General features: G+C 62.5%; 21 protein-coding genes and 1 pseudogene. 12 read left to right on the forward strand and 10 right to left on the reverse strand.

Annotated features, from left to right (window positions below):
• Positions 1-107: 107 nt before the first annotated feature.
• A pseudogene (locus J2X53_RS20500) lies at positions 108-280 on the forward strand (transposase); the annotation flags it as partial.
• A gap of 229 nt (positions 281-509) precedes the next feature.
• Here the strand turns inward: J2X53_RS20500 and J2X53_RS20505 are convergent.
• From J2X53_RS20505 to J2X53_RS20515, 3 genes are read right to left on the reverse strand one after another with little or no spacing between them, the layout of a single operon-like run.
• Positions 510-1,268 carry a GntR family transcriptional regulator gene (locus J2X53_RS20505; protein ID WP_349039360.1) on the reverse strand — a complete coding sequence of 253 codons (759 nt, stop codon included), beginning with the start codon at positions 1,266-1,268 and terminating at the stop codon, positions 510-512.
• Positions 1,269-1,271: 3 nt separating this feature from the next.
• Complete coding sequence (locus J2X53_RS20510) at positions 1,272-2,291, reverse strand: ATP-binding cassette domain-containing protein (RefSeq protein WP_349039361.1); 1,020 nt, start codon at positions 2,289-2,291, stop codon at positions 1,272-1,274.
• A gap of 9 nt (positions 2,292-2,300) precedes the next feature.
• Positions 2,301-3,077: an SDR family NAD(P)-dependent oxidoreductase gene (locus tag J2X53_RS20515; protein WP_349039362.1), complete on the reverse strand. Its 777-nt coding sequence runs from the start codon at positions 3,075-3,077 to the stop codon at positions 2,301-2,303.
• 159 nt (positions 3,078-3,236) lie between these two features.
• Here J2X53_RS20515 and J2X53_RS20520 point away from each other — a divergent pair, with 159 nt between their 5' ends.
• The 3 genes from J2X53_RS20520 to J2X53_RS20530 are packed head-to-tail and all read left to right on the forward strand — an operon-like array spanning position 3,237 to position 7,212.
• Positions 3,237-4,193, forward strand: a complete 957-nt coding sequence (locus J2X53_RS20520; protein WP_349039363.1) for an ABC transporter substrate-binding protein — start codon at positions 3,237-3,239, stop codon at positions 4,191-4,193.
• Positions 4,181-6,193: an ABC transporter permease subunit gene (locus J2X53_RS20525; protein ID WP_349039364.1), complete on the forward strand. Its 2,013-nt coding sequence runs from the start codon at positions 4,181-4,183 to the stop codon at positions 6,191-6,193. Before J2X53_RS20520 ends, J2X53_RS20525 begins: the two co-directional genes overlap by 13 nt.
• Positions 6,190-7,212, forward strand: coding sequence for a histone deacetylase family protein (locus J2X53_RS20530; RefSeq protein ID WP_349039365.1), 1,023 nt, complete (start codon positions 6,190-6,192; stop codon positions 7,210-7,212). Before J2X53_RS20525 ends, J2X53_RS20530 begins: the two co-directional genes overlap by 4 nt.
• 132 nt (positions 7,213-7,344) lie before the next feature.
• On the opposite strand, the gene J2X53_RS20535 is transcribed toward J2X53_RS20530, so the two are convergent.
• Positions 7,345-9,753, reverse strand: a complete 2,409-nt coding sequence (locus tag J2X53_RS20535; protein WP_349039366.1) for an aminotransferase class III-fold pyridoxal phosphate-dependent enzyme — start codon at positions 9,751-9,753, stop codon at positions 7,345-7,347.
• Positions 9,754-9,979: 226 nt separating this feature from the next.
• Between J2X53_RS20535 and J2X53_RS20540 the strand changes: the two genes are divergently transcribed.
• Positions 9,980-11,176, forward strand: coding sequence for a LysR family transcriptional regulator (locus J2X53_RS20540; protein WP_349039367.1), 1,197 nt, complete (start codon positions 9,980-9,982; stop codon positions 11,174-11,176).
• Between the two features lie 118 nt (positions 11,177-11,294).
• Complete coding sequence (speB, locus tag J2X53_RS20545) at positions 11,295-12,245, forward strand: agmatinase (RefSeq protein ID WP_349039368.1); 951 nt, start codon at positions 11,295-11,297, stop codon at positions 12,243-12,245.
• Positions 12,246-12,323: 78 nt separating this feature from the next.
• Here speB and J2X53_RS20550 read toward each other — a convergent pair whose 3' ends face one another.
• Genes J2X53_RS20550 through J2X53_RS20570 form a run of 5 tightly spaced genes read right to left on the reverse strand, consistent with a single transcriptional unit; the run spans position 12,324 to position 15,513 of the window.
• Positions 12,324-12,764: a DUF3237 domain-containing protein gene (locus J2X53_RS20550; RefSeq protein ID WP_349039369.1), complete on the reverse strand. Its 441-nt coding sequence runs from the start codon at positions 12,762-12,764 to the stop codon at positions 12,324-12,326.
• Positions 12,761-14,014 (reverse strand): flavin-dependent oxidoreductase, encoded by a 1,254-nt coding sequence (locus J2X53_RS20555; RefSeq protein WP_349039370.1) that lies wholly within the window; start codon positions 14,012-14,014, stop codon positions 12,761-12,763. Before J2X53_RS20555 ends, J2X53_RS20550 begins: the two co-directional genes overlap by 4 nt.
• Positions 14,015-14,031: 17 nt before the next feature.
• The gene (locus J2X53_RS20560) at positions 14,032-14,511 is read right to left on the reverse strand and encodes a DUF3237 family protein (protein WP_349039371.1); all 480 of its coding nucleotides are present in this window, start codon (positions 14,509-14,511) and stop codon (positions 14,032-14,034) included.
• Positions 14,501-14,836, reverse strand: coding sequence for a hypothetical protein (locus tag J2X53_RS20565; protein WP_349039372.1), 336 nt, complete (start codon positions 14,834-14,836; stop codon positions 14,501-14,503). Before J2X53_RS20565 ends, J2X53_RS20560 begins: the two co-directional genes overlap by 11 nt.
• The gene (locus J2X53_RS20570) at positions 14,833-15,513 is read right to left on the reverse strand and encodes a helix-turn-helix domain-containing protein (RefSeq protein WP_349039373.1); all 681 of its coding nucleotides are present in this window, start codon (positions 15,511-15,513) and stop codon (positions 14,833-14,835) included. Before J2X53_RS20570 ends, J2X53_RS20565 begins: the two co-directional genes overlap by 4 nt.
• A 95-nt stretch (positions 15,514-15,608) precedes the next feature.
• Here J2X53_RS20570 and J2X53_RS20575 point away from each other — a divergent pair, with 95 nt between their 5' ends.
• The 6 genes from J2X53_RS20575 (at position 15,609) to J2X53_RS20600 (ending at position 22,683) form a co-directional block, all read left to right on the forward strand.
• Positions 15,609-16,655 (forward strand): ABC transporter ATP-binding protein, encoded by a 1,047-nt coding sequence (locus J2X53_RS20575; protein ID WP_349039374.1) that lies wholly within the window; start codon positions 15,609-15,611, stop codon positions 16,653-16,655.
• A gap of 1 nt (position 16,656) precedes the next feature.
• Positions 16,657-17,565 (forward strand): ABC transporter permease, encoded by a 909-nt coding sequence (locus J2X53_RS20580; protein WP_349039375.1) that lies wholly within the window; start codon positions 16,657-16,659, stop codon positions 17,563-17,565.
• The gene (locus tag J2X53_RS20585; RefSeq protein ID WP_349039376.1) at positions 17,558-18,361 is read left to right on the forward strand and encodes an ABC transporter permease; all 804 of its coding nucleotides are present in this window, start codon (positions 17,558-17,560) and stop codon (positions 18,359-18,361) included. Before J2X53_RS20580 ends, J2X53_RS20585 begins: the two co-directional genes overlap by 8 nt.
• A 20-nt stretch (positions 18,362-18,381) precedes the next feature.
• The gene (locus J2X53_RS20590; protein ID WP_349039377.1) at positions 18,382-19,410 is read left to right on the forward strand and encodes an extracellular solute-binding protein; all 1,029 of its coding nucleotides are present in this window, start codon (positions 18,382-18,384) and stop codon (positions 19,408-19,410) included.
• A 99-nt stretch (positions 19,411-19,509) separates the two neighbouring features.
• A complete protein-coding gene (locus J2X53_RS20595) occupies positions 19,510-20,919 on the forward strand; it encodes an amidase (protein WP_349039378.1) in 1,410 nt (469 codons plus the stop codon).
• Positions 20,920-21,303: 384 nt separating this feature from the next.
• Complete coding sequence (locus J2X53_RS20600) at positions 21,304-22,683, forward strand: PLP-dependent aminotransferase family protein (protein WP_349039379.1); 1,380 nt, start codon at positions 21,304-21,306, stop codon at positions 22,681-22,683.
• Here the strand turns inward: J2X53_RS20600 and J2X53_RS20605 are convergent.
• Positions 22,655-24,829 carry a TonB-dependent siderophore receptor gene (locus tag J2X53_RS20605; RefSeq protein ID WP_349039380.1) on the reverse strand — a complete coding sequence of 725 codons (2,175 nt, stop codon included), beginning with the start codon at positions 24,827-24,829 and terminating at the stop codon, positions 22,655-22,657. The genes J2X53_RS20600 and J2X53_RS20605 overlap by 29 nt on opposite strands.
• Positions 24,830-24,972: the final 143 nt, after the last annotated feature.

Raw genomic sequence — 24,972 nt, forward strand, 5'->3', positions numbered from 1 at the left:
CGCCAGCAGAAGCGTTCCGCGATCAGCTCTTGGACCATGGAAGGGTTTCACACTAATCTCAGACAGTCGCCGTCGCAGCTGAAGTCGAACCCACACGGCTGTAACCGCTGCTGGCAGACCGGGGCTATGACGCCGACTGGTTCAGAGATGTGTTGAAAGACCATGGGATAAAGCCATGCATCCCGGGTCGGACGTCGCGCGGCAAGCCGGTCAGGACAAGCGACGCGACACACTGCGAAACAGGATCGAGATTATGTTCGGCCCTCTCAAGGACTGGCGGCATACTGTTGTTCAAGTCTGACAGGTCGTGGCGCGGACCACTGACGACACTGCGCACAAAACACGACTTATTGGAATTTGACTCCCATTCCTTTCGCCTTGGCCGAAAGAATGGTCAAAAAGAAGGCAGCGAACCGTTTCATCTTACACCTCTCATGTCATGACGCGAAAATATGAAAATCATCGCTGGTATTCAGTTAAGGCCAACAGACCGCATCGCGGTAACCCCATCATTCTGATCCATTCATCCGGGCAGGTTCAGCGAGTTCGTCGATATCCATCAACAGACTCATTGCTCTTTCCGAATAGCGCAAGGCTGCCACGAGAGCTGATTCGGCGGCCTTCTTGTCGCCCTTTTTCACGGCCTGGAGAACCTCCTTCAGGTGCGCGTGGATGCGGGTCGCAAAAAGTGGAATCTCGAAAATGGCATTCGCAGGCGGAGCGACATTGACCCAGACATGCTCGATCATCTGCACAAGCGCCGTGGACCCGCCCAGACGGTAGATTTCCATCAGGATGGAATTGAACCGTTGAGCGTACCCGGTGACGTGACCGGCATTGAGATCCGCCTGATACTGATCCGCCCTGGCAATCAGTGCATCGATCTGTTTCTGGCTGATCCGCGCACAGGCCCGCGTGAGGGCGCGTGCTTCAAGCATGACCGCAATTTCGTGAAACTCGGAATAGCGCTCGGCAGAGAGGGTGGGTACCCGCGCCGAGCGCTGTTCCTCGACCAACAGCGCCCCTTCCTCCCCCAGCCGTTTCAGCGCCATGCGCACCGGCATCGGGCTGACACCGAATTCGGCAGCCAGGCTGCGGATCTTCAGGGTTTGGCCTGCGGGCCAACGACATTCCATCAGGTCCCGGCGGATGGCCTCGTACACCTTGTCGGTGATCGTCTGCTTCTCGCCAAGGCGGGCGTCGGCCTCTGACCTGGACCCCTTATTCGTCGCACGCGTAGACACCTGTTCCGACCCCTCCTGGCGCATGAATCAGTGTAGCCTGGCCAGGTCGGCAGCCGCCAGAGCGTTACCCAGATTTTCGCGCTTCATGTACCCCACGTGTTGCTGCCGGTGGTCGTGGAAGCCAATGATCTGTGTCCCGCTCGCAAAGACCCGCGACACCTCGCGCAGGCTGGCGCGCATCGGTAAAACCACTTCCGCGCCCTCGATTTCGCCACGTTCCATGAAGCGGTCGGCTTTCAGGATGATGCTGCGGTCCACCTCGGCGGTAAAGGCGCGGACGTAGTCGTCGGCCGGGGCATAGACCAGCTCTTCTGCCGCGCCGCACTGGACCATCTGGCCGTTCCGGAGAATTGCGATCCGGTCGCCGACACGGGCGGCCTCTTCGAAGTCATGGGTGACGAAAACGACGGCCTTGGCCAGCGATGCCTGCAGGCGCAGGATCTCGTCCTGCATTTCGCGGCGGATCAAGGGGTCCAGAGCCGAGAAGGGTTCATCCAGCAGCCACAGCGAGGGGTTGGTGCAAAGGCTGCGGGCGATGCCGACGCGCTGCTGCTGGCCGCCGGACAGTTCGTGCGGATAGTGATCTTCCTTTGCCTTCAGTCCTACCAACTCGATCATTTCCAGGGCCTTCTGGCGCCGGGTCCTGGCGTCCTGCTTCTGAATTTCCAGCGGAAGCTCCACATTCCCAAGCACCGTACGGTGCGGCAAAAGCGCGAAGTTCTGGAACACCATGCTCATGTGCCGCTTGCGCAGATCCAGAAGGGCGGCGCGGGGCATGCCGGTCACCGGAACCCCATCGAACAGGACCTCGCCGTGGCTGGGTTCGATCAGGCGCGTCAGGCAGCGCAGCAGCGTTGACTTGCCCGATCCCGACAGGCCCATCACCACCAGTGTCTCACCCGGCCGAACGGACAGCGAGATGTCGGCCAGGGCCACATGCGCCCCGGCCTGCGCGGCCTGCCGGATCGTCTCATCGACGGGGCGGGAGGCAAAGTCCAGCCGCGCTGTGCCATAGATCTTCCAAAGATTGCGGCATTCGATGCTCATCTGCTTCCCCTAACTGTTGTCCGTATTAACATGTCGGGCCTCGTTCAGCATGATCTGGTCCGACGAAGTGTAGCCGCCATCGACCACCAATGTCGCACCCGAGATGAAGCTGGCCTTGCGCGAGGCAAGGAAGCATATCGCATCGGCCACCTCGTCCGGCGTGCCATCACGGCCAAGCGGCGTGACCGAGGCCGAAGCGGACGAACCTTCAGACGTCATGTCGGTCGTGATCCAGCCAGGGGCCACCGCGTTGACCCGGATGTTGCGACCGCCAAGGTTGCAGGCAAGGCTGCGGGTCAGGTTCATCAGCGCGGCTTTGGACGCCGCATAGGCCATACTGGCATAAGCTCCGATGAGGCCGTCGGTGGAGGCCACCATCACGATTGACCCGCCGTCCGTCAGCGCGGCCTGCAGGCGGACGGACAGCCGCAAATTGGCGCTGAGGTTGGTTTCCATCGTGCGATCCCAAATCTGCTCGTCATAATTCGGGAAATCCTCAAATTCGATTGCCCCCGCGTTCAGGACCAGCGTCTGCAGGCGCACACCGGAAAAATCGCGCACCAGCTGATCGAGGCTGCCAGGAATCGCGGCATCAAAATGGTGCAGCACGACGCGACGGCCAAGCTCTTGTCCAAGCGCAACCAGCCCCTCTGCGGGCTGCGCAGCCGTGCGGTAGGTCGCGTGCAGGTCGTACCCTTCCCGCAGCAGCGCTTCGGCCGTAGCCCGCCCTATCCCGCGCGACGCGCCGGTGACAAGTGCGACAGGCGCATCCCCGCGTTCAATCATATGCTCACTCCTTGTTCAACGCCGCATCTGGAACCAGAACGATCACAAAACAGGCGAAGTCGTCAATGCATTTAGTCTGTTTTTGCCTGTTGCGATAGATTTGTGATTGACTGGTAATCACAACTGCACTCACCTGAAGCCTGGCAACAGGGGGTAAACATGAAGAATCATCCACGCGGTCTGATGCTGACAACTGCGCTGCTTTTCGCCACAGCCGGCAGCGCAGCCTTGGCCGAAGGGCCGACCTATCAGGAAACGGTGCGCATCCCGGTCTACAACGTCCCGGATTCGGACTTCATCGACTATGTTTTCGGCGGCCTCCTGACCAAGGCAGGCTACTCGGTCGAGTATCTGAAGATCGACTACACCGCACATTTCACCGCGCTGGAATTTGGCGATGTCGACCTGTCTCCGGCGGTTTGGGGCACCACCAAGGAACTGATTGACAAGACCGTTGCATCCGGCGCTGTGGTGAATGCAGGTTCGCTTGGTGTGATGACCCGCGAGAGCTGGTGGTATCCCAACTACGTGGCAGAGCTTTGTCCCGGTCTGCCCGACTGGACGGCGCTGAAGACCCCGGACTGCATCAAGGCGCTGTCAACGCCGACATCCGATGGCAAGATCAACTATCTGGGCACTCCGCCCGATTTTGCCGCCTATGATGTTGAACGGATCGAGGCGCTTGGCCTTGAAGCCCACATCACCCTGCCCGGAACCGTCGGCACCATGGTCGCCACCATGCAGGGCGCGATGCAGAAGAAAGAGCCGATCATCGGTTGGGGACTGTCGCCGCATTGGTTGTATGGATCTGGCGAAGGCCAGTTCGTCGAGTTCCCGCTGTATGACGACCTTTGCCATACCGATCCGTCATGGGGCGTAAACCCCGACAAGATCTGGGATTGCGCCCTGTCGGTGGGCGAGATCGTCAAGCTTTACAATGTCGAGTTCGCCGAGAGTGCACCCGACGTGGTGGCGATCCTGGACAAGTTCAAGTTGACGACGGATGACATGGCCAAGGGCATTGCCCGGCAGGACCTTGACGGGCTGACCCCCGAACGGGCCGCGCAGGAATGGCTGGATGCCAACACCGAAGTCTGGTCAAAATGGTTGCCCTGACCGAAGCCGGTCGGGCAAAGAACGTCTCTCTGGCCCGGACTGCCGTCCGGGCCAGGACACTTGTTCTTGCGGCCATTGCGCTGATCCTCATGGGCTATGCCGCGCGCGGACTGCTGCCTGAGGCGCTGTATGTCTGGCCGGACAGCTTGCGCGTGCCCCTGCAGGCCAAGGCGAACAGCTGGCTCGACCAGCTTTTGCGCCACACCCAGATCTTCGACCGGCCCCTGCGTGCCTGGACGCGCGACTTTGGCGAGGTGCTGGGAATACCCATGCGCTTTATTCAGAACCTGCTTGCCAACGGCTGGAACTATTCGGACGCAAGCGGCAATCGCGCGACCGTGCCGCCTTTGCCCTGGCTGGTGATCGCCGCAGTCTGTGCGGCGGTGTCCTGGCTGGTTTCGGGTGTCCGGCTGGCTCTGTTCACTCTGGCGACCTTTGTCTACTTCGGTCTTATCGGCCTGTGGAATGAGGCGATGCTGACCCTCGCGTCGGTGACAGTCTGCATCGCCCTTGGTGTTGTGATCGGGCTTGTCGCAGGAATCGCGCTATGGCGCTGGCCGCGGCTTGAAGCGGTGCTGACCCCGATCTTCGACGTGATGCAGACGATCCCGCCGTTCAGCTATCTGGTGCCCGTGCTCATTCTGTTCGGCTTCGGCCCGGTCTCTGCCCTGGTCGCCACGCTGATCTTCGCCCTGCCACCGATGGCCAGGGCAACCGCCTATGCGCTGCGGCGCGTCCCCGCCTCGATCCTGGAACTTTCCGAGATGACGGGGGCCAACTTCATGCAACTTCAGCGCAAGATCCTGCTGTCCAGCGCCCGGACCGACCTTTTGCTGGGACTGAATCAGCTGGTCATGATGTCTCTGGCGATGGTGATCCTCGCGTCGATGATCGGCGCGGGCGGCCTGGGCGGTGAGGTCTTGAAGGCCCTGCAGACGCTGCGCTTTGGCCGCGGTCTGGAGGCGGGCTTTGCGATCACGCTGATGGCAATCAACCTGTACAGTGTCGGCCACGCGGTAGCGACGCGGCGGCCAAACCATGCGGCGGGACCCGAGAACCGCAGGCGCCTGTTTGTGGCGGGGGCTTTCGTGACCGTATGCGTTGTGGTGGCACTTCTTCACCCCGCCTTCCGGCAATTTCCGGAAGCATGGACCCTGTCTTCCTCCGACGTGATGGCTCAGGGCGTCGCCTGGCTGAACGGCAACCTCGGTTGGGTGTTCGAGGCCTTTCATACCTTCACCACCCTCTGGGTTCTGCGCCCGCTTCTTGCCTTCCTGCAAGGTATCGGCTGGTTTCCGATGGCTTTGGCGCTGATCCTGCTGGCTTTTGCGGTTGGCCGGCCAAGGCTGGCGATCCTGTCGACGCTGACCGTCTTGTCCGTCGCGGCAATCGGCTACTGGAATCTGTCGATGATCACCCTGCATCTGGTCATCGCCGGGACGCTGCTGTCTCTTTTGATCGGCGTTCCGGTCGGCATCCTGGCCGCCTCCTCGCCCCGCGTCCATGCGGTGACCAGCGCCATTGTCACCATGCTGCAGACGCTGCCGTCATTCGTCTACCTGATCCCCATCGTGATGCTGCTTGGTCCGGGGGACGTATCGGGCATGCTGGCTATTGCGATCTATGCGATGGCCACGACCATTCGCTATGTCTCGCATGCGCTGAAGGAAGTGGACGGCGCGATCCTTGAGGCAGCCGACATCTTCGGAGCCAGCCCCTGGCAGACCTTCTGCAAGGTCCGCATGCCCCTGGCCTGGCCCGGTCTGGTCCTGGCGCTGAATCAAACGCTGATGATGGCGGTTGGTATGGTGGTGATCACCGTTCTCATTGGCTCCCGCGGGCTCGAGCTGGAAACCATCGAGGCAATCGCCAAGGTCGAAGCCGGGCGCAGCCTGGTGGCGGGCCTGACGATCAGCGCGTTGGCAATCCTGATCGACCGGTTCCTCAACGCTGCCGCCACACGCGGCTTTCCCGGACACCCACAAAAGGTATCATCATGAAGATCTTCGGCCATTCCGCCCATCGCCTGCACGAGGCCAAGCTGGAGCTGATCCCCGGTCAGCTGGTCCCCACCATCGAGACGGCGGACCGAATCGACCGGGTGCTGGAGACGGTTACCGCCCGCGGCCTTGGGTCGCTGGTTGAATGCGGCCTGGCCACGCGCGATGATCTGCTTGCGATCCACGATCCCGGCTACCTTGCCTTTCTGGAAACCGCCTGGGCGGAATGGTCGGCGACCAACGATCCGAAGCTTGATGGCATCGGCTTCGTCTGGCCGCACCGCAACCGCCCGCCGCGTATTCCTGCCGCGTTCGAAGGCAAGCTCGGCTACTACTTTTTCGACGCAGTAAGTTCGATCACCCCGGCTGTCTGGCCAGCCGCTTTGGGCGCAGCCGGCGCGGCACGGACGGCGGCACAACATCTGGCGGCGACGGGCACTTCCACCTTCGCGCTGGTTCGCCCGACCGGGCATCATGCGTGCCACGACATGGGCGGCGGGACGAGCTATCTCAACAACACCGCTTTTGCCGCACGGACGCTGGCCAAGGGCGGCGCGCGGGTTGCGATCCTGGACATCGACGCCCATCATGGCAACGGTACGCAGGACATCTTCTGGCAGGATCCGGACATCCTGACGGTGTCGATCCACACCGATCCCGCGCAGGACTACCCCTATTTCTCGGGCTACGCCGACGAGACGGGCGGTGGCCGGGGCGAAGGCTTCAACCTGAACATCCCCCTCCCGCCGGGCACGGACTGGCAGGGCTATTCCCCCGCACTTCAAGCGGCTTTGCAGCGGATCACCGACTTCGCGCCGGATTATCTGGTCGTGGCTCTGGGCGTCGACAGCTATGTCGAGGATCCGTCCGGAAAGCTCGCATTGAAAGCCGGAGATTATTCGCGCACCGGGCAGGCGATTGCCGCGACCGGCCTGCCCCGGATGTTTGTCTTCGAGGGGGGCTACCATCACCCCACGCTGGGCGATTGCGTGGTCCGGGTGCTGGAGCCGAGCGTATAGGCCCGACACTTCGGGCCGGCGCGCCTTTGTGCCCGCCCCGGCGCGGCACGGTTGCCAGACGACACACCTCCACCCTCTGCGACAGCGGGGGCTGAACGGCACGGCATCACTCCGGCAAGCGGTGGACTTTGGTTACTGCCCGGTCTGCCGCATTTCAGCGGGCAGATCGGTCAGGGCACGATCCAGCGCGTCCACGCAACGTGCGGCATCAGCAAGGCTGAAGACCAGCGGCGGGCGAATCTTGATGATATTGCCGAATGGCCCGGTCGAAGACACCAGCACGCCAAGGTCTTTCATCCGTTCGCGCACCCAGCGCGCGGCCAGTTTGGCGGGCGCGCGACTGTCACGGTCGGTCACCAGCTCGACCCCCAGAAAGAGGCCGCGCCCCTGAATATGACCGATCAGCGGGTGGCGGTCCGCAAGCTGACGCAGGTCAGCCAGCAGCCGTGCCCCGCTGCGTGCCGCATTGCCCTGCAGATCCTCGCCCTGCAACACATCAAGGCAAGCATTTCCCACAGCAGCTGAAACGGTGTTGCCACCAAAGGTGTTGAAATACCCGGTCTGCGCCTGCACCCGCGCGGCAATGTCGCGCCGGGTGACCAGTGCCGCGATCGGATGCCCATTCCCCATCGGTTTGCCCATCGTGACGATGTCGGGCACCACGTCAAAGGCCTGGAACCCCCACATGTGGCTGCCTGACCGCGCAAAGCCCATCTGCACCTCGTCCGCGATCACCAGCGCGCCCGCCTTTCGGGCCGCCGCATAGGCGCGCGGCATGTAATCGGGCGGCGGCACCAGCGCGCCATTCGCATCGAAGATCGAATCGATCATCAGCCCCGCCATGCCCGGTCCCCGCATCGCCAGCACTTCGGCTGCCCCTGTGACATGCGCCGCATAGCGCTGCCCGGCGTCGTTCGCCCCCTCGCGGTAGGGTCCGCGGTAAAGGTTCGGCGGCGGCACCGTTTCAACCCAGTCTGGGCGTCTGGCGCGGTCGTAGTCGATCAGCGACAACGGAGCCATGACCGAGGTATTGCCGTGATAGCTGTTCTCGGTCACGACGATCCCGTCTTTGCCGCTGACCGCGCGCGCCAGCCGCACCGCCAGGTCGTTCGCTTCGGATCCGGTGCAGACGAAGACCCAGGTGTCCAACTCGGGCGGCAGGGTGCCCGACAGGCGTTCGCCCAGCCGGACAATCTCGTGATGAAGATAGCGCGAATTGGTGTTCAGGGTGCCCGCCTGCCGGGCGAGCGCATCAACCACATATGGATGACAGTGGCCCAGGTTGGCGACGTTGTTGTAGCAGTCGAGGTATTCCTTGCCCGCCGCATCATAAAGATAGCAGCCGTGGCCACGAACCACTTCGAGCGGTTCGTTGTAGAACGTGTAGGTCTTGCCAAGAACCCCTTCGCGGCGAGACAGCAGACCGGGCGTCGCCATCGCAGCTGACACCGTATTGGCCGGCGCGCCGGGCACCACCGATGGCATCATCCCGGCGCTGAAACTGGCGTCATCAATGGCGTGCAAAGCCTTGATGGCCTTGATGTACCTGGCCTGCAACCCATCGAGATGCGGGTCGCTCCAGCCGTCCACCGTATTGCGATAGGCGACCATCCCCACCTGTAGCAGCAACCGTGCCAGAACGACCTGCCGCAGCACCGCCAGGTCTTCGGCTTCCAGGGCCATGTGGCGCTGATAGCCCCGCACCAGACACTGCGCGGCAAAGACCGGGTCCGTTGCCCAGTGCATAAGCGAGGCCACGGCAACCGCAATATCCTGCACAAGGGGCCCGTGGATCATGTCGCCAAAGTCGATGACACCCTCAACCCGCAGATCTTTGTCCCGCGTCACCAGAACGTTGGATTCGTGGAAATCGTTGTAGATCACCTGCGCGCGCAGGCCCGGCAGGACCGTCTCTATCATCGTCTCCAGTTGTGGGCGCAAAGTTTGGTAAAGCGGCACGACATCGGCGGGCAACGCGCCCTCGATCTCGGCGCTGAACAAGACGCCGGTCTGCAAGTCCCATGGCATGGCGTCGGGCGCACCTTGCCCTGCATAGCCGCGCAGCGCCCGGGCGATCCGGCCGCAGCCCGCGCCCAGCGTCAGCAGATCCTCGGCTGACAGCGGTCGCGCGGAAGCGCCCAGTTGATCGAACAGTACAGTCCCCGGCAGAAAGGTCAGCAGGCGCAACACATGCTCGGCCCCGGTTTCGTCCCGGATGGTGGTGGTGGGCGCGCCGTCAACTGTCCGACGCACCCGTGGAACCGGCAGATCGGGGTCTACCCGCGCGATGTGGTCCAGCGCGCGCATCTGAAACATCAGGCCATCCAGCGTTTCGGCCCGGGCGGCGATCTTCACGACGAAAGCCGCGCCGTCGGCCGTGACAAGCCGGAAGTTCTGTTCGCGCTCTCCGCCCAGCCGCTTCCACTCCCCGGTCAGCCCGTATGCCTGCGCTACGCACGCCGCGACAATTGATTGGGACAGGTCAGGGGCCTGGCTATCTTCCAGCCGGGTCTCGGCCGGTATCTGCGTCTGGAGTGCCATTTTCAACAATCTTCCTTGTTTGCAAAGCCCACGCGCAACCGCGACCGACCTGCCGTATTTTCTCGCGTTCCGGGCGTCGCGTGCAATGGTTTTCCGCGAGAGTTTACTTCGACAACGGTCACACTGCGCCGCCCTTGTTGCCGCATGTGTCTGACTTGAATGTTGGACAGAGCAAGGTGGGTTTGGTTTGGAAAAGGCCACAGGGAAATCCGTTGACCGGTGATTTGTGGCCCTTGTTCTGCCGGGCCGCAGGATCAAAAGCACCTCTTTGCTTGCTGTCATCGGCCAGGATGTCGTGGGCCTCGGCCCCGCAGACGAGGTGATGGCCGACGCTCAGGTCATCCCGAAGTCCGGGGAGATCCTCATTGGCAAAGCGGACCCGCACCCGGATGGGCAAACTGCGGGAGCCTGGAAGGCAAAGCGGTATTGCTTGCATGGAAGAAACCATGTCTTATTCCCCATCACTACGATAATGAGAAAAGTGACCGGGGGTGCTTTGCAGTTTGACACCTATGACATTCGGCTTCTCCGCATCTTCGTAACGATCGTCGAGGCGGGGGGCTTTGCCGCCGCGCAAAGCGAGTTGAACCTTTCGCTTTCCACGATCTCCAGCCATGTTGCGGCCCTTGAAGCCCGACTCAAGCTGACCCTTTGCCGCCGGGGTCGCGCCGGGTTCAGACTGACCGATGAAGGCCGCGTCGTCTACGATGAGGTCAAGGCGCTGTTCGGTCGGATCGAGCAGTTTGACAGCCGCATGCGGGGTCTCAAGCATCGGATGACGGGCACTTTGTCCATCGGCATGACCGACAATACTCTGACCGACCCCACCTCACGATTGACCGAGGCAATCGCGCGGTTCGCTGACGCTGCCCCTGATGTCGCCCTCACCATCGTCACCCGCCCCCCGCACGAGCTTTTACGCGAAGTCATCAGCGGTCAGCTTCAGCTTGCTATCGCCAGTTTTCCAAGGATTGCTCTCGGGCTGGAGTACCTCGATCTCTACACCGAAACGCAAAGCTTTTATTGTGGCCGCGAGCATCCGCTTTTTAGCCGCCCCGATGCCGAGATCGACGTGGGAGTCGTCCGCGAGTTCAATCTTATCGGGCGTTACTACTGGAACTCGCGCGATCTGAAGGTGTTTGCCATCGCCAACCCCAAAGCCATCGTCAGCGACATGGAGGCCGAGGCGCGACTGATACTCTCTGGCCGGTTCCTTGGTTATCTTCCCGACCATTTCGCCGACCGCTTTGTCAGGGACGGCCAGGTGCGCAGTCTGCGTCCTGACCTTTTTCGCTACAAGGCCAACTTTCAGGTCGCTTACAATCGCAGCCCGTCGCGCATGGGTCCAGCACCGTTCTTCCTGAACATCCTGGCCGATGTACACGGCATAACTCAGGAAAAGCCAAAGCGGTCCCCTCGGTAAACACCGGTGGTTTCCGCGCCACGCTTCGGTCAAGCCCGAAGTGACCTACACTTGTTTCTGAATGTCTCCCTGCTGAAAGGGTCGTAGGCTTTGCAAAACAACCGATGGACCCGCGCAGATGAATAACCGCTTCAATCAGCCGCTTGGCGGCAACGAGATGCCCCGCTTCGGGGGCCCCGGCACCATGATGCGGCTGCCTGCAGCCGAGTCAGCCGAAGGCCTCGATGCCTGCTTCGTCGGCATCCCGATGGACATCGGCGCCTCGAACCGCTCGGGCACCCGCTATGGCCCGCGCCAGATACGGGCGGAATCGGTGATGATCCGTCCCTATAACATGGCCACGCGCGCCGCGCCCTTCGACAGCCTTCAGGTTGCCGACGTGGGCGACATCGCGATCAATACCTTCAACCTTCCCGCCTGCGTCCAGATCATCCGCGACGGCATTGCGGGGATTCTGGCGCATGACTGCATCCCGCTCACGCTTGGCGGCGATCACACCATCACCTACCCCATCCTGCAGGCCATTGCCGAAAAGCACGGACCCGTGGCTCTGATCCACATCGACGCCCATTCTGACATCAACGACACGATGTTTGGTGAAAAGATCGCCCATGGCACCCCGTTCCGCCGCGCCTACGAGTATGGCTGCCTGCGCCCTGACCTTGTCTTCCAGATCGGTCTGCGTGGCACCGGCTATACCGCCGAAGACTTTGACTGGTCGCGCGACAAAGGCTTTACCGTCATCCCGGCCGAGGATTGCTGGCACCGCTCCCTCGCCCCGATGATCGCCGATATCCGGACCCGCATCGGCGGCGTGAAAACGTACCTGAGCTTTGATATCGACAGTCTCGATCCCGCTTATGCTCCTGGTACCGGCACACCGGAAATAGGCGGGCTGACCTCGCCGCAGGTCATCGAATTGATCCGAGGGTGCAGGGGGCTGAACCTTGTTGGCGCGGATCTGGTCGAGGTCTCGCCCCCCTTCGACACGACCGGAACCACGGCGCTCACCGCCGCCAACCTTCTGTTCGAGATGCTTTGCGTTCTTCCCGGCGTCCAGTACCGCTAGGCGACATGCTTTCACAGACGTGCTGCACTGCGTCTTTGAAATCGCCACGGTTGACCAAGTTGTATTGCGTCTGATCCGTCAAAGCCGGGTCAGACGCAGGACGACTGCGTCAGGCTCGCGCCGACCCTCGGAGAGGAACAAAAAGCGGTTCAGGTCGTCATGCGCGGGAGCTGCGGTCTCAAAGCGGATGACCGTGCGAAAATAGACCTGCGCCGGGTCAACCATTTCGCCACGCATCTGGGCGGCCATGACCTCGGGACTGGCATGGCGCAGGCCCTGGCTGTCAACGCGGATCAGGCCACCATCATTGGCCCGGATGACATAGCGCGCATGGATGCGGGTCAGGCCATCGGCACGGATGCGCTGTTCGTCGGCACCACCGGACAGGATGGTGCCCGAAAGGCCCGGGCCATCGACCGAACCGCCGAGGATCGGCACAATCCGCGCCTCGCCGAAGCCATCGTTGCCAAGGATCACAGGGGCACCGACCTGCACGCGGAATTCAGTGAAACAGGTCATGCTGCGGGTTCCATGGATCCGATGATTGGCGGTTGGGCGTTCAGGACGTCGACCGAAAAGCCGGAGAGACGCTTGTAATGCTCGGCATGGGCGGCCAGCGTCGCGCGCGGCAGGATCGGCTCCAGATCGTCAAAAGTGCCGCCGCAAAGGTCCTCGACCATTTGCATGACAGCGTCCGGTCCTTTGCCGCGATTCGCGCGCAGGATGCCCTCGGCACGCGGCCGCATCTCGGCCTCGTAGGCCAGAAGTGCCTCTCGGGTAACGCCATGGTCGCGGAAGGCTGCGCCCAGTTTGCGGGCGTCGATGATGGCCAGAGTTGCGCCGTTCGAGCCGACCGGGAAGGTCGCATGGGCCGCGTCTCCCATCAGGGTGACAGAACCCGTGGTCCAGGCGGGCAGCGGCTCGCGGTCGACCATCGGGTATTCATAAACCAGCCCCGAGTCGCGGATCAGGCCTGGGCAATCGACCCAGCCGAAATCCCACCCTTCAAAGGCGGGCAGGAAATCGGCCTTGTCGGCGGGGCGGTTCCAGTCACCCTTGGCCATGGCCCGCGCAGGATCTACACGCAGTTCGGCAATCCAGTTGATCGTGGCAAGGCCGGTGGCGGGGTCTTCGGGCGTCAGCGGATAGGCCACGAAGCGCTGGCTGTCGTGACCGGCCAGGAACATCGCATTGCCGCCAAGGAAATGCCGCCCCGGCGACGTGCCGCGCCACATGATTGCGCCGTTCCAGATGGGTTCGCCCTCGTCGGGAACCATCTGGCGGCGGATGGCCGAATGGATGCCGTCGGCAGCGATAGCCACCCGGCCCTCGACCCGGCGGCCATCCTCAAGGATCACGGTCGCACTGTGGTCAGAAGTTTCAAATCCGACGACGCCTGCGCCGGTGACAACCACATCAGCCCCAGCGCGACGGCGCAGTTCTTCCAAGAGCAGCATCTGCAATTTGCCCCGATGCAGGGACAGCTGCGGCCAGGCATAGCCTGCCGCGGCACCGCGTGGTTCTACCCAGATCGGCAAGCCGGTCTTGGTGTAGAACCCATATTGCCGGGTGCGGATGCCGATGCCGTCCAGCTGGGCTTCCAGCCCAAGGTCGAACAGTTCGCGCACCGCGTTGGGTTGCAGATTGATACCCACGCCAAGCGGTTTCGGCTCGGCCACACGTTCGAAGATGCGGAAAGGCAGACCAAGCTGGTGCAGGGTCAGGCCAAGGGACAGACCGGCGATACCGGCTCCGGCGATCAGGATCATGCGCGTGTTCCGCCCGCTTACACGGGCGCCTCCCAGAGTTCGATGTAAACGTGAAAATCGTCGCCCGGCTCGGCCAGGGCCGTACCGAAATAGACCGCCGCCCCAAGGGCGCTGTGCGGGCCTTCGGGCACTTCAAGTGCTGCGCGGGTGCGGCCGAGGTAACTGCCGTCGGGTTGCGGTACCATGCGTCCGGCATTGGTGATCATTACCGGCGTCCCATCGTCCAGTTCGATGCAATAGCGCGCCTCGATGGCCCAGGATCCGTCGGGAAGCCCAAGGGCAAAGTCGGCGCCGCCGGGCAGGATGCGGGCTGTCCACCCCTCCCCTCGCGCCTCACCTCCGACGATGGGGAACATCGAGCGCGTGGTGCCGTGGGTTGTCGCGAACTCGAGCGCGGGGCCAAGGTCGGCGCGGATGACGATGGCGCGGCGCAGGGCGGGGGCTTCAAGCCCCGTGCGGGCCCCGAGGTCGGTAATGGTCAGGGTTTCAGGCTTCATGGATGATCCTTCCATTGCAAAGGGTCAGGCTTGTTTCTATCGCGCCGATCTGTCCGGGCGGCGTTGCCCCGATATCCGCGCCCGCTTGGGTGACACAGGCCCGCAGCTCAAGAATTAGGCGGTTGCCATTCATGTTGTGGAGCGGGGTGATGCCGTTGGTGGCACAGACCCACACGGCTGTGGTGGGGCCGGACAAGGGCCGCACCTCGGATTTGAGCTCGCCCCTTTCCCGCGTTTGCCCACAGACCGCAACGCCACTTGCACCGGGCGCGGCCGCGTCCATGGGCCGGAGGCGGGCGTTCAGGATACCCGGATCGGCGATCATGGTTGGCTCGTTTTCAGGCGCGGACGGGTGGCGCAATCCTCGGTGAAGATCAACCCGATCAGCGGCATGAAGCGGGAGTGCAGGATCGCCTCATGCTCGGCGAGAGTCTGGGACGCGGAGGTGATCAGCCCGATAAAACACGGCATCCACTGCGCGATCAGCAACCCGGCAAGATAGTCCGGCGTGCAGGGCCCGCCCTGCCGGGTCTGCAAATCAACGGGCGTCAGGAATTCGACGATAACTTCGTGCAACGCTATGGAAACGTTGCGGTACTCCAGAGACAAGACCGCATCGGGGTGACGGATCGCAGCCGCCTCGGCGTAGCGCCAGACCCGCTTGCCCGCGACATCCAGCGTCCGGGTCGAGACCCGCAGGAACAGCTCGACGATCAGCGTGGTCAGGTCCACCCCAGCGCGCCAATGCACGCCCCGGTCGCGTTCGCGGGCCTCGCGCGTCCCTTCCGAGATCATGGCGATCAGGATGCCATCCTTGGAGCCGAAATAGTTGAAAACCGTCGGCGCCGAGATGCCGCTGGCCGCTGCAATCTCGCCGATTGTCGTCGCGTCGATGCCCTGGGTGGTGAACAGTTCCTTTGCCGCCGCGATGATCTCATCGCGCCGCCGCGCTTTCTTGCGATCGCGCAGGCCTGGTTTGGGAGCTTCTGCCAGATCGCCCATCATTTCCCCCAATCAAAATATTTGCCTCACTATAATTTTTGGTTGACTAAAAGTTCAATGTCAATACGTCTTGGGTATCGAAGGAGAAAAGACGGATGCTTGAGATTCGAAACCTTACGAAGAGTTTTGGCGCCGGGGCCACTGCGGTGACGGCTCTGCACGAGGTGGCCTTTTCGATTGCCGAGGGTGAATTCTTTACGCTGCTGGGCCCCTCGGGCTGCGGCAAGACGACGCTTCTTCGCCTTATCGCCGGGTTCGAGCCGCCCACTGGCGGCGCGCTGGTCCTGGACGGGCGCGATGTGGCGCATCTGCCGCCGAACAAGCGGCCCGTGAACACCGTCTTTCAGAATTATGCGCTGTTTCCACATATGACGGTGGCCGAAAACGTTGGTTTCGCCCTTGGGGCACAAGGCCGCCCCCGGAGCGAGATTGCCGAAACAGTCGAGCGCATGCTGGCACTGGTGCAGCTTGACCACCTTGCGCATCGCAAAAGCGCCGAGCTGTCGGGCGGCCAGCAGCAACGCGTGGCGCTGGCCCGGGCGCTGGCACCCAAGCCGCGGATTCTGCTGTTGGATGAGCCTTTGTCAGCCTTGGACATGAAGCTGCGCAAGGAGATGCAGGTCGAACTGAAGCGGTTGCAACAGGAAACCGGGCTGACGTTCATTTTCGTGACCCATGATCAGGAAGAAGCCCTGACCATGTCGGACCGCATCGCGGTGATGAGCGGTGGTCGCATCCAGCAGATCGCAAGCCCGCGGGACCTGTACGACCACCCCAGCAACAGCTTTGTTGCGGGCTTCATCGGGGAAAGCAATTTCCTTGATGCCCGGTGCGCCGGGGGCAAGCTGTTCGCGCAAGGCGCGGAGTTGGAGGTTGACCACGCCGACGGCCCCATCACGCTGATGGTGCGGCCCGAGCATGTGGTCCTTGGCACGGCGCAGGGTCTGACACTGCGTGCCAAGGTCGAAACGCTCGTCTATTTCGGCACAGATACCCATGTGCATCTGACCCTGCCCGATGGTGCCAGGCTCGTGGCGCGGGTGCAGAACGCCCTGCGCGGCGGTGCTCCGTGCGCCGAAGGCGATACGTTGACAGTGTCGCTGCCCGCCGATGCGCTGCGGCTTTTGCCGAAGGACGCGTAACATGGATATCGCTGAAACACGCGCCCTTCGGGCCGATGCCCGCCGCCGCTGGACACTGGCCATGCCGGCGGTCACGATCATCACGCTGTTCTCGATCCTGCCCCTGCTGGTCGTTGTGGTCTATTCATTCCTGACGCCGGGCGATTATGGCAATGTCAAATGGATCTGGTCGACCGAAGGCTGGTTTCAGGTTTTGTTCCAGCGCGACATCTTCGATGACACCGTGACCCTGTCGGATGCCCATCTGACCATCCTTGGCCGGTCGGTCACCTTGTCGCTGATCACCACGCTGATCACGCTTTTTCTCGGCGTGCCCACTGCATGGTTCATCGCAACCCGTCCGGCCCGGCAGCGCGCCTTCTGGTTGTTCCTGATCACCATTCCCTTCTGGACCAACCTTCTGGTCCGCACCATCGCGGTGCAGGAAATGATCCGCTCAGAGGGCCTCATCAACCGGCTGCTTCTCTGGCTGGGCGCGATCGATGCGCCGATTCAGATGATGTACACCAATTTTGCCATCCTTGTGGGCATGGCCTATGTCTTTCTGCCGCTGATGGTGCTGCCGGTCTATGCCGCCATCGAGCGGTTCGACTTCCGGCTGGCTGAGGCGGGTTATGACCTTTACGCGTCAAGGCTTTACTGCCTGCGCAAGGTGGTGCTGCCGCAGGTCAAGGCAGGGATCATCGCGGGCTCGATCCTGGTCTTTGTCCCCTCGCTGGGAGCCTATGTGACGCCGCGCATCATGGGAGGTGGCAAATCGATGATGCTGGGCAACCTGATCGAAATGCAGTTCGGCCAAGGCCGCAACTGGCCGCTGGGTGCCGCATTGTCGCTGGCCCTGACCGCCCTGGTTCTGGTTGCGCTTGTCTGGTACACCCGCCTCACGACCGGAGAGCGCCGCCATGGATAAGCGCGCCTTCAACATCCGCCATTTGCCCGGGGCGACGGCGCTGGCAATCACCTGCTTTGTCATTCTCTACATTCCGATGGTCATCCTGATCGTGAACTCGCTCAATGCGGGCAAGTCGATCAGCGTCTGGGAAGGCATTTCGCTGCGCTGGTACGGCACCGCCTTGCAAAACGAGGGGTTTCTGAACGCTGCTACCACCTCGTTGATCCTTGCCAGCACGGCGGCGCTGGTCGCCACGGTGACGGCGACCATGGCAGCGCTTGCCACCACCCGGACAAAGAGCTTCCGTGGTGAGGGCACGATCAACCTTGTGCTCAACCAGCCACTGATGGTGCCGGAAATCGTGCTTGCCATCGCCCTTCTGATCATCCTCGCGCAGGTCAAGCAGATCACCGGCTACAACGGGCTTGGCTGGCTGATCATCGCCCACAGTGCCTTTTGCATCCCGTTTGCCTACATGCCGATCCGGGCACGGCTTCAGGGCATGGACCTGACACTGGAAACCGCCGCTGCCGACCTTTACGCCAGCCGCTTCTACACGTTCCGCAAGGTGACGCTTCCGCTTCTGGCCCCCGCTGTGCTGGCCGGCTTCATGCTGGCCTTCGTGGTCTCGCTGGATGATGTCGTCATGTCGGAATTCCTGAAATCTCCCGGTCAGGACACGTTGCCCACTTATCTGCTGGGCCAGCTGAAACGGAACCTGACCTCGGAGATCTACGCGATTTCCTCGCTCTTGCTGCTGATCAGTGTGCTGATCGTGGCCGGGTCGTGGGCGCTGACCAGAAAAAAGACCTGAAATCAACAGAGGAGATTGCCATGAAGACCAGACTTGTCCTGACAACGGCCATCCTTGCCGTCACGGCTCTTCCCGCCTTTGCCGAGGGCGTGCTGAACATCTACAACTTTGGGCTTTATACGCCCCCCGACCTGATCGAGAAGTTCGAAAAGACCTATGATGTCAAGGTCACGCTGACCGAATACGACAGCAACGAGACCGCCATTGCCAAGATCGAGGCCGGCGGCGCGGGATTTGACATCGTGGTGCCCTCGGCCTCGGTCGTGCCGATATTCATCGAAAAAGGGCTTCTCATGAAGTCCGAGCCGAACCAGATGGAGAACTTCAAGAACGTGGCTCCGGAATGGATCGACGTGTACTGGGATTCCGGCCGCCATTACACCGTGCCTTATGCCTGGGGTGCGACCGGAGTCATGGTCAACAAGGACTATTACAAGGGCGAAATCAACACATTGAAGCTGTTCTTCGAACCGCCGGAAGAGCTGAACGGCAAGATCAACGTGCCGCCCTATATGAACGACGTGATCGACATGGCGCTGTTCTACGTCGGCAGTGAGCCCTGCACCACCGACAAGGTAAAACTGAAAGAGGTCCGCGATCTGCTGGTCGCCGCCAAGCCTTCTTGGGCCTCGATCGACTATCCCAGCTTCGAGAAGTTCATCAACGAGGACCTTCAGGGCTCGATCTTCTGGAACGGTGCCGCGATGCGAATCCGCTCCGAAAACTCGGGCTTCACCTTCGCCTTCCCCAAAGAAGGCTATCTGAAGTGGCAGGACAACGTGGGCATTCTGGCCGATGCGAAGAACGTCGAGAACGCAAAGCTGTTCTTGAACTTCCTCATGGACCCGGAAAACGCCGCGATGATTTCGAACTATACGCGCTACGGCAATGCGATCCTCGGGTCTGCGCCCTTCGTCGATCCCGAAATGGTGACGGCACCGGAACTTCAATTGCCGCCCGAAAACGAGGCCAAGAGTTTCCTGCAGGTCACCTGCCCGCCAGAGGCGCAAGAACTGTACAGCCGCATCTGGACCGATGTGACCAAGTGACCTGACCGCGCCCGGGACAGGCTCCGGAACGCGGTTGTCCCCCCCTGCCCGCCGGTCTGGCGGGCAGCCAAATTTCCTTTGCCCACGACGAGGACCAAGATGGCCATCGACGACCTTTACAAGCTGGATGCCAGTGCCACCGCCGCCGCCATCCGTTCTGCCCGCATCACCAGCCGGCAAGCGACCGAAGCGGCGCTCGCGCGGATGGATGCGGTCAACCCTGCCATCAACGCTGTCGTCCACCGCTTTGACGCCGAGGCGCTGGCCGCCGCCGATGCCGCCGACCGTGCGGTGCAGGCAGGCGGCCCTCTGGGCCCGCTGCACGGAGTTCCTGTGACCTCCAAGATCGACACGGACCTTGCGGGCCATGCCACGACCACGGGACTTGTGGCGATGAAGGATGTGGTGGTGGCCGAGGACGGCATCCCGACCGCCAATCTGAAGAAAGCGGGCGCGGTGATCGTCGGGCAGACGAATGTGCCCGCATTCTGCTATCGCTGGTTCGCCTCGAACGATCTGCACGGCATCACGCGCAACCCCCATGACCTGACCCGCTCGCCCGGAGGGTCGTCGGGAGGGGCAGCCGCCGCAGTCGCGGCAGGGATCGGCACCCTGGCGCAGGGCAATGACGTGGCTGGATCCTTGCGCCTGCCGGGATCGGTCAACGGCGTCTATGCGATGAAGGGGACGATGGGGCTGTTGCCGACCTTCAACCCCTCGCAAAGCGGAGAGGCCACCATCGGCCTGCAGATTGGCGCATCCGAAGGCGTAATGACCAGGTCGGTCCGCGATCTGCGGTTAGGGATGTCGGTGCTGGCGCAACCTGATCCGCGCGACCCCGATCAGGTGCCGGCGCCTGCGGTGACCCCGGCGCAGCGTCTGCCGTGCCGGGTGGCACTTTGGCTGGGCGATGCCGACACGCCGGTCGATCCCGACGTTGCCGCCGTGGTGAGGCAAGCTGCGGGCTGGCTGGAACAGGCGGGATATGTTGTCGAAGAAGCAGCCCCGCCGCACCTGTCCGAGATGGCCGAACTGTGGATGGCGCTGCTTTATGCCGATGCCTCTGGGCCAACCCGCGACGTGTTTATGGAACTGGGCGATGAGGCGTTTCGCCGTTCGTTCCAGTTCACCTCAGACCTCCTGCCCGCGATGGACCAGTTGGGCCACACCGAGGGCTGGGTCCGCCGGATGGCGATCCGTCGCGCCTGGGCGGTGTTTTTCCAGACTTACCCGCTGGTGCTGACGCCCACTGCCTGCGTGCCCCCACTTCCCATTGATCACGACACGATCGACAGAGAAACCATGGACAAGATCATCCGTGCCTATCGCCCCCTGCCACTGGTGGCAGGCCTTGGCGTGCCGGGCCTGACCGTTCCTGCGGGCAAGGTCGGCGGCCTTCCGGTAGGCGTCCAGATCATCGGGCGCTGGTTCGACGACGAACGCTGCCTGACCGCCGCCGAAGTCATGGAACGACAGATCGGCCCGCTTCTGCCGGTCGACCCCCGGTAGGCTCTGGCACCTCCGGCCCGGGTTCGCCCGGGCCGCTGCATCCATTGGGCCAAAGCCGCCATGGCGCGGCCCATGATCTGGCCAGAGCCGGGATCGCCAGCCCTGCAACCCGCCCCCGCGCGGCCTCGGACCGGGCACTGGCATCGACAGTCGCTTGCTCCCGGCTGCCAGCTGACCCGAAGTTCATTCTGCCGTCCTGAAACCGCCGTCAATTCAAGTCGCGCGGATCAACACGTTCACGCAGAAGATGTATGAACCAGTGGAGACAGAACAGACACATTGCCGCGACGATGCCGGCCAATCCTTGTGCTTTTTCTCTTGCGACTTTAGCTTTCGGCCTCCTTTGGTGGGAATTCTCTCCCTAACCTCTGAAAGACCTCGCAGATGCGTCTTAAATCCCCCTGGCTGCCCCGGATGACGGACGGAGAGGGGCACGCTTCGGACCGGCTGACCAATGCCATTTCCGAAGATATCCTGTCGGGACATCTGCAAGGTGGTGACAGGCTTCCGGCCCACCGTGATCTGGCCTGGAAGCTGGATATCGGCGTGGGGACCGTGACCAAGGCCTACGCGGCACTGGAGCGTCGCGGGCTGTTGCGCAGCGTCAAGGGCCGGGGAACCTTTGTCTCGGCGACCCGGTCGCGCAAGGGGGCGCTGGTCGATCTGTCGGCCAATGTGCTGCCGCTGGTGCTGGGCAACCGCCTTCTGGCGCGCAGCCTGTCGGCGATTTCGCGCAAGATTGACAGCGATCATGTCAATCTGCGCCCGCCGCCTGCGGGCCATGACGAACACCGACGGTTGCTGGGTCGCTGGCTGGAACAGCTGGGCGTTCCGGCAGCGCCCGACCGTATCATTCTGACCGGCGGCGGTCAGCAGGCGCTGTGGCTGGCGTTTGACATTCTGTGCGGCGGGCGTGGGCTGATCATCACCGAACGGTTCAGCTATGCCGGGGCCATCGCGCTGGCGCGCTATCGCGGCCACCCGCTGGCCGCCGTGGCAATGGATGATCAGGGCATGTGCCCCGAAGATCTGGACCGGGTGCTGCAAGAGCAAAGGGACAGCCCGCGGCGCAGGCTGGTTTATGTCACGCCCGATACGCAGAACCCGACAACGCGCACCATGGGACGGGCCCGGCGCGAGGCGATTGTCCGGGTCTGTCGCCAGCATCAGGTGCCGATTGTCGAGGACGGTGTTTACAGCCTTGGCGCTGATCCGGCTTTGCCGCCATTGGTCGCGTTCGCGCCGGATGGGGTGTTCCATGTCTCCAGCCTGTCCAAAAGCCTTAGCCCCGGTCTGCGGCTTGGCGTGCTGGTGGCGCCCGAAAGCGGCGTGGCAAAGGCGGCCGAGGCTTTGCAGGCGTTGCCGATGACCGCCTCTCCGGTCGATTATGCGCTGCTGGAAGAATGGTTCTCAAACGGTGTGGCACAGGATCTGCGCAGCGCGCTGCGGGCCGAGGCCGGGCGGCGCACGGCGCTGGCGCAGGGCCTGCTGAAGGGCCGTGCGCTTGTCAGCCATGACGCGGCGTTTCACCTGTGGCTGCCGATGCCCCATGCCGAAGCGCTGGCATTTGCGGCGGCGGCACTGGCGCTTGGCGTTGCCGTGACGCCGCCGGAAACGGTGCGGGCCGACCCGGACGACAGCGAAAGCGGTATCCGGTTGTGTCTGGGCGGCCCCCCGACGGAAGATGTGACAAGGGGCCTGTCCCTGTTGGCCGGGGTGCAGCCCGGCCAGAGGCTTACCAGCGGTGGCGGGCGGTCAGAGTAACCTCGCGCCTGTCGCCATAGCGGCAGGTGCCGAAGTCGCAGGACGCGTACTTCTTGTCGAACAGATTGGTCGCATTCAGCGAAATATCCAGACCGTCCTTCACCTCGTACCGGACCAGCGCATCCACCAGGGTATTGCCCGGAATGGGCTTGTCGATCCCCGATGCCGCGGTGGTGCCGTTGTAGCGGATGCCGCTGCCGATCGTCAGGCCCGGCAGGCCCACCTGCGCCAGATCCCAGTTCAGCCACAGCGATGCCTGATGATAGGGCGTGTTCTCGCTGCGTTGACCGATTTCAGCGGCAGTTTCGCTGCGGGTGATCCGCGCATCGGTATAGGCATAGGCTGCAGCAACCGACAGGCTGTCGGTCAGATCGCCCTTGGCTTCCAGTTCAAAGCCACGGGCGCGCTGCTGGCCGATCTGGGTCAGATCACCGGCAAGATTGCGCGCCACCACATTGTCCTGGGTCAGCTGGTAAATGCTGGCGCTGAGCATCATGTTGCTGCCCGGCGGCTGATAGCGCAGGCCCAGCTCAAACTGCTCACCCAGCATCGGATCGAAGGTGATGTCCTCGACATATTCCGCAACCGCAATCGGAAAGAATGACTGCGAATAGCTGGCATAGGGGGCAAGACCGTTTTCCGCCTCATAGACCACCCCGGTCCGCCATGTCGTCCGTTCTGCCTTGCGTTCAACGCTCTGGTTGAGAGCCTTGTAGCTGAAGGTCTGATCGGCCCAGTCGTGGCGCAGGCCCAGCAACACATTCCAGCTGTTGCCAACGCGGATCTGATCCTGAAGGTACAACCCGTGCTGGGTGGTATCAGTGGTGCTGCCCCGGTTGCGGGCCGAAGCGCGGTTTACCGGAATGTCGATGCCGTAGACCGGATCGTTCAGATCAATCGATGGCGCTGCAGCGCGGAAATTGTCAGAGCCAAAGGTCACGTCCTGAAAGTCATAGCCGAACAGAACGTCATGCGTCGCAGCACCGGTCACAAAGCCGAACCCCAGGTTCATGTCATGCGTCAGGCCGCGCGCGCGGTCGTGGCGGTCGCTGTACTGGCGGGCAAGGATGCCGGTGTTGATGACCTGAGACACGGCGGCGGTGCTGGTCTGCGCCATCAGATAGCGCCAGTCCAGATCCGATTCATAATAGCGGGACCGGGCTGACAGCCGGACATCATTCGCAAAGCGGTGGCTGAATTCATAGCCAAGCGCCCACATGTCGCTTTCCATGTGGTCATAGCCCGGTTCCCCGATGAATCTGTCACGCGGCAGTGAGAAAGCACCTTCGCCGATCCCGTCGATGATCCCGTAGGGCAATGGGGCAGGAAAGCGGGTCTGGCTGTTCTGGTAGAACCCCAGAACCGTGAGGGAGGTGTCGTCGCTTGGGCGCCATGTCAGCGCCGGGGCGATGTAAACCCGGTCATCCCCGATGAAATCGGTGGCGGTGTCACTGTCGCGCGCCAGAACCGTCAGCCGGTAAGACAACGTATCGGACAGCTTGTCGCTGAAATCGCCGTTCAGCTGCTTGCGGCCATGTGATCCCGCCTCCACTCCCAGCTCATACAGCGGCGTGTCGGTCGGACGTTTGGAGACGCCGTTCACCAGCCCGCCCGGCGAAAGCTGCCCGTACAGCACCGAGGCCGCGCCACGCACCACATCGACGCGCTCCAGCCCGAAGGGTTCCTGGGTGCCGTCATAAGAATTGACCTGCAACCGCATGCCGTCACGCATCAACCCGCCGGTGCCGGGTTCGACATCAAAGCCACGGATGCGGAAGCGGTCGGCCACGCGGGAAAAATTGCGCTCATTTGCGGTGAAGCCGGGGGTATAGGCCAGGGCATCCGCCAGGGTCAGCGCGGTGCGGTCGCGGATCTCATCCGCGGTGACAACCGAAGTTGACTGGGGGGTCAGCACCAGCGGCGTATCGGTTTTGGTGCTGCCCGCGCTGGTCGCGGCCAGATAGCCGTCAACCGGCGCGGTGGCGGCGGTGTTGGCCTGAATGTTGATCAGGTCCAGCATCAGCGCGTCATCCTGCGCGCGGGTCTGTCCGGCTGACACGGTCAGCACGGCACAGGACAGCATCAGCCCCTGCAACACAACGGAGCCGGTTTTCCGGCGTGGCGGACGATGGGCGCAAGGATACATGACGAAACCTTTCTTTCTGGCCGTGCGGTGAGTGCTTGACGATGCCGGTTCAATCTTGACAAATAGCATCAACAATTATTTACGGCGCTAACATGCGAAACGCTTCAGTAAAACTTTTAAAGTGTCTCGAGACACTATTAGAC

The organism is Pseudotabrizicola sp. 4114, assembly GCF_031457365.1.
Classification (GTDB): domain Bacteria; phylum Pseudomonadota; class Alphaproteobacteria; order Rhodobacterales; family Rhodobacteraceae; genus Pseudotabrizicola.

Coding starts and splice junctions, on each gene's coding strand:
- J2X53_RS20505 (WP_349039360.1), bottom strand. CDS start 1,268: ATGCGCCAGGAGGGGTCGGAACAGGTGTCTACGCGTGCGACGAATAAG.
- J2X53_RS20510 (WP_349039361.1), bottom strand. CDS start 2,291: ATGAGCATCGAATGCCGCAATCTTTGGAAGATCTATGGCACAGCGCGG.
- J2X53_RS20515 (WP_349039362.1), bottom strand. CDS start 3,077: ATGATTGAACGCGGGGATGCGCCTGTCGCACTTGTCACCGGCGCGTCG.
- J2X53_RS20520 (WP_349039363.1), top strand. CDS start 3,237: ATGAAGAATCATCCACGCGGTCTGATGCTGACAACTGCGCTGCTTTTC.
- J2X53_RS20525 (WP_349039364.1), top strand. CDS start 4,181: ATGGTTGCCCTGACCGAAGCCGGTCGGGCAAAGAACGTCTCTCTGGCC.
- J2X53_RS20530 (WP_349039365.1), top strand. CDS start 6,190: ATGAAGATCTTCGGCCATTCCGCCCATCGCCTGCACGAGGCCAAGCTG.
- J2X53_RS20535 (WP_349039366.1), bottom strand. CDS start 9,753: ATGGCACTCCAGACGCAGATACCGGCCGAGACCCGGCTGGAAGATAGC.
- speB (WP_349039368.1), top strand. CDS start 11,295: ATGAATAACCGCTTCAATCAGCCGCTTGGCGGCAACGAGATGCCCCGC.
- J2X53_RS20550 (WP_349039369.1), bottom strand. CDS start 12,764: ATGACCTGTTTCACTGAATTCCGCGTGCAGGTCGGTGCCCCTGTGATC.
- J2X53_RS20555 (WP_349039370.1), bottom strand. CDS start 14,014: ATGATCCTGATCGCCGGAGCCGGTATCGCCGGTCTGTCCCTTGGCCTG.
- J2X53_RS20560 (WP_349039371.1), bottom strand. CDS start 14,511: ATGAAGCCTGAAACCCTGACCATTACCGACCTCGGGGCCCGCACGGGG.
- J2X53_RS20565 (WP_349039372.1), bottom strand. CDS start 14,836: ATGATCGCCGATCCGGGTATCCTGAACGCCCGCCTCCGGCCCATGGAC.
- J2X53_RS20570 (WP_349039373.1), bottom strand. CDS start 15,513: ATGGGCGATCTGGCAGAAGCTCCCAAACCAGGCCTGCGCGATCGCAAG.
- J2X53_RS20575 (WP_349039374.1), top strand. CDS start 15,609: ATGCTTGAGATTCGAAACCTTACGAAGAGTTTTGGCGCCGGGGCCACT.
- J2X53_RS20580 (WP_349039375.1), top strand. CDS start 16,657: ATGGATATCGCTGAAACACGCGCCCTTCGGGCCGATGCCCGCCGCCGC.
- J2X53_RS20585 (WP_349039376.1), top strand. CDS start 17,558: ATGGATAAGCGCGCCTTCAACATCCGCCATTTGCCCGGGGCGACGGCG.
- J2X53_RS20590 (WP_349039377.1), top strand. CDS start 18,382: ATGAAGACCAGACTTGTCCTGACAACGGCCATCCTTGCCGTCACGGCT.
- J2X53_RS20595 (WP_349039378.1), top strand. CDS start 19,510: ATGGCCATCGACGACCTTTACAAGCTGGATGCCAGTGCCACCGCCGCC.
- J2X53_RS20600 (WP_349039379.1), top strand. CDS start 21,304: ATGCGTCTTAAATCCCCCTGGCTGCCCCGGATGACGGACGGAGAGGGG.
- J2X53_RS20605 (WP_349039380.1), bottom strand. CDS start 24,829: ATGTATCCTTGCGCCCATCGTCCGCCACGCCGGAAAACCGGCTCCGTT.